This window comes from Nonomuraea sp. NPDC049141 (genome assembly GCF_040648415.1).
In the GTDB taxonomy this organism is placed as follows: domain Bacteria; phylum Actinomycetota; class Actinomycetes; order Streptosporangiales; family Streptosporangiaceae; genus Nonomuraea.
On the sequence record NZ_JBEZDR010000123.1, the window covers coordinates 1 to 2,511 of the forward strand.

3 protein-coding genes are annotated in these 2,511 nt (G+C 71.7%); 1 reads left to right on the forward strand and 2 read right to left on the reverse strand.

Annotation, left to right across the window (positions count from 1 at the left end):
* Both AB0B91_RS64990 and AB0B91_RS64995 read right to left on the reverse strand, forming a co-directional pair.
* Window positions 1-1,028 (reverse strand): hypothetical protein (locus tag AB0B91_RS64990; RefSeq protein WP_358342994.1); only part of this gene is annotated, 1,028 nt, incomplete at its 3' end.
* A gap of 18 nt (window positions 1,029-1,046) precedes the next feature.
* Window positions 1,047-1,214, reverse strand: coding sequence for a hypothetical protein (locus tag AB0B91_RS64995; protein WP_358342996.1), 168 nt, complete (start codon window positions 1,212-1,214; stop codon window positions 1,047-1,049).
* 79 nt (window positions 1,215-1,293) lie between these two features.
* Here AB0B91_RS64995 and AB0B91_RS65000 point away from each other — a divergent pair.
* The coding region (locus AB0B91_RS65000) for an SUKH-3 domain-containing protein (protein WP_358342998.1) at window positions 1,294-2,511 on the forward strand (1,218 nt) is incomplete at its 3' end.

Consider the following 2,511-nt stretch of genomic DNA (forward strand, 5'->3'; position numbering starts at 1 on the left):
TGAACGGCCAGCTCAGCGCCCTGGCCGGGATGCCGTGCCTGCAACGCCGCGTCGGCCTGCGCGGTGGCGGAACCCCGGACACCGGACGCGGCCGCACGGGCGGCGTCCTCCATCGAGGTCAGCCCCTGGCCCGTAGCCAGGCTCGCGGCCTGGTCGGCCATCACCTCACCGGCCATCTCGCGGCCAAAGTGCTCCCCGACCCGGGCACCCCGACCGGTCGCATGCCGCCCCAGACCCGCCAGCGGCGCCACCGCCCCACCGGCCATACCGCCGAGCGCCGTAGCACCCAACTCCGTCACGTCCAGCCCGTGCCGACGACCCGTCGAGTTCTGATACGCCTGCGTGGCAAGGTTGATGCCGCCCTCCTCGGCCGCCTCCGACACACCGCTCAACGCCGCCCGCCGGCTGAACCCCCGCACACCGCCCCTCGTGACCTCCTTCGCGGCCCGCTCACCGGCCTCCTTCAACCCCTGCCTGATCGACTTGCGGGCAAGCTGCGCCATCAGCCGCTTGAAGATCTGCTGCACGATCAACCTGGTGGCCGCGATCGCCGCCCCAGCGGCGGGCGACGCCGCACCCGCCGTGAGCACCGCCGCGACGGCCAGCGCCAGCAACTCGACCACCAGGATGCCCAACTCGATCCAGACCTCGAGCTTGGCACCCTCGATGTCGCAGCCGCACTCCTCCACCAGCCGACCCAGCTCGGCGCTGACCGCCAGCAGCACCGGCAACGGCGCCTCATCGCCCTCCGCCACCCGCCGCCAGGCGCTGTCGAAGGCGGCGGCCACCGCCCCGACACCGCCGTAGCCGTCACGCACCTCACGGGCGGCGGCCACCGCGTCAGCCCTCGGCCCCGCCAGGACGGTCGCCACCGCATACCACTGATCGGCGAGTTCCCAGACCGCCCGCTCGTTGCCCTCCGGCCACTCCACACCGATCACCCAGTCGAGGGCCTCGTAGACCCAGCCCGGCAACTGCCACGGCGAGTAGTCCAGCGGATGCGGAATGGGGCTCGGCAACACACTCATCCGAAACTCCTCAGCAGATCAACGCTGCTGCTGCCGGTCACCGACACGCCCGAACCGACCCGCACTCGCCGCGTCCGTCCGCAGGTTCGCGTCCACCGACCGGACCACATCGGCACCGAGGCCCTCCACGTGCCGGCCGATCCCCTCCCACGTGCGCAGGACCAACTCCTCGAAGCTCTCGGCCAACGCCACCCTCCCCGATTACCGTCGGTAGGGCGAACCATACCGGCCGCCACGAATCCGTGGGGTCCGGTACTTTCGAGCCGTGATCGATCGCCAACAGGCCGAGCAACTCGCCGCCGTCTGGGCCCACCGCGAGTCACAACGCCTGGGACACGAATGCCACCACCACGTCGACGAATTCGACCTCGGCTACATCATCACCTCCACCGTGCCCATCGAGGCCAGAACCGCACCCGGCGACCTGCCCACCACCGTGGTCGACAAACTCACCGGCGAGGTGACCACCTGGCCCCGCGTGCCCGCCGACACCGTCGCGCAGATGTACCGCCGCAGCCGCCCACAAGAACCCGCCGCACCCCGCACCATCGACCCGGCGAGCCAACTGCTCCGCGAGATCCGCCGCCGGCCGGCGCCCACCACGGCGGCGCACCTGACCGTCGAAGGACGACTGGTCCGCGCACAGGGCGCCAAGGGCGACGTCACGCTCAACCACCACCCACTCGTACGCTCCTATCTGGACGGACTTCCCCCCGGGCGCCTCGTACGCGGCGGCGAACGGCACGCCGAACTCATCGTCGTCTCCGACGTCCTGCACCACTACGACCACCACCGCGCCGCCGAAGGCATCGCCCCCCTCGTCATGGCCGACGCGAAGGACATCCTCCAGACCGCCCGGTTCGAGGTCTATCGCGTACGCGAGCCGGGCGATCCGAACGGCGGCCTCGCCGACCGCCCTTGCGACTCGTGCGTCGACATGCTCGTGGACTTCAACGTGCTGCCCTGGTCCGACCGGGCGTTCACGATGCCGTGGCAGCCCGACCCACAGCCGGACCCCGCCCCGGGCCGCTTCCACCCGGAGGTCGCCCAGGCGCTCGTCGCGGCCGGCTGGCGCCCGCACTTCGGCGACGAGATCGTCGCCCTGTCCGCCATCAGGGACGTCGGTGCCATCAGGGGTGAGACCTCCGCGCATGCCGACTTTCCCGCCGTCCTGGCGACTCTCACCGCCTTCCCGAGCCTGGTGGGCGCCCGGCGCGGGCCGGGCGAGCAGGTCTGGATCTCGCGCTTCGACATCCGTCCGCGACAGGTCGCCCACACCGCCGACACGCTCGCGGACTTCGCCGCCGTGCTCGGCGTACGGCTCTTCCCCATCGGCACCGAGCGGCAGGAGAGCATCTTCGCCGTCGACGAGCGCGGCCGGATCTTCGCGTTGGACCAGGCCGGCGAGTGGTTCCTCGGCGATGACATCGACGCCGCGCTGACCACCCTGCTGCTCGGCCGGGCGCCGGCCCGCGTACGCGAC